This window comes from Staphylococcus sp. 231237_7MaSpsaltlick (assembly GCF_043107035.1).
The window spans coordinates 1-1,052 of record NZ_JBICNX010000157.1; the positions used below are offsets into that span (position 1 = coordinate 1).

Consider the following 1,052-nt stretch of genomic DNA (forward strand, 5'->3'; position numbering starts at 1 on the left):
GATATAGACATAAGTTTTAATTATAACAAAGTTGCAAACACAGAATTACAAGTACAAATGGCGCAATCTTCAATGGGCGTGGTGAGTCATGAAACTGTTATTGAAAACCATCCTTTCGTTGAAGATTTAGAAGCTGAATTAGAAAGAATTCAAAATGAAAGATATGAACTAAATAAACGATTACCTTCTATAGAGGGGGAAAGTGATGAACAACAAGAACAACAAAGAGATAACAACACAGAATGATATAGATAAGTATATAGAATTGTTAATACAAAAAGCTGAAAAAGAAATTGAATTGCTTTTTGCTCGAAGATTAAAGATAATAAAACAAGAAATCAATGACATGTTCGAAAAATATCAAGCTGATAGTCCACATGTCACTTGGACTGAATTTAATAAATACAATAGGCTCAATAAGGAACTATTTCGTATAGGTACAATGCTAACAGAGGATTATAGAAAGGTAGCTAAGGCTATTCAAAAATCACAAGCAGATGCTTATATAGAAAAATTCCTTATGAGCCTTTATTTATATGAAATGGCAAGTCAAATACCCATGCAATTTGATGTGCCTAGTCCTGAAGTGATTTTAAGCGCAATTGAACAACCTATAGAATTTATTAAATTAATTCCCACTTTAGAAAAGCATCGTGAAAATGTTCTAAGAAAAATCAGAATGAATATTACGCAAGGTATTATGAGTGGTGAAGGATATTCTAAAATAGCTAAATCATTACGTGATGATATTGGTATGACAAAGGCACAATCTATGCGAGTAGCACGTACTGAAGCGGGTAGAGCAATGTCACAAGCTGGATTGGATAGCGCTAAAGTAGCACAGAAAAATGGTCTAGATATGAAAAAACGATGGTTTGCGACTAAAGACACACGTACTAGAGTTACGCATAGAGATTTAGATGGTGTTAGCTTACTTCTAGATGAACAATTTCATTCTAGTGGATGTGTTGGACCAGCACCTAAACTATTTGTAGGAATCAAAAGTGCAAGTGAGAACATTGCCTGTCGATGTAAGTTATTTTATTATATAG

General features: G+C 33.1%; 2 protein-coding genes. Both read left to right on the forward strand.

What is annotated here, in order from left to right:
* On the forward strand, positions 1–246 hold a 246-nt coding region (locus ACF91D_RS30595), incomplete at its 5' end, for a phage portal protein (RefSeq protein WP_392438508.1).
* Positions 206–1,052: phage minor head protein (locus ACF91D_RS30600; RefSeq protein ID WP_392438509.1), on the forward strand; the 847-nt coding region annotated here is incomplete at its 3' end. The genes ACF91D_RS30595 and ACF91D_RS30600, both read left to right, overlap by 41 nt.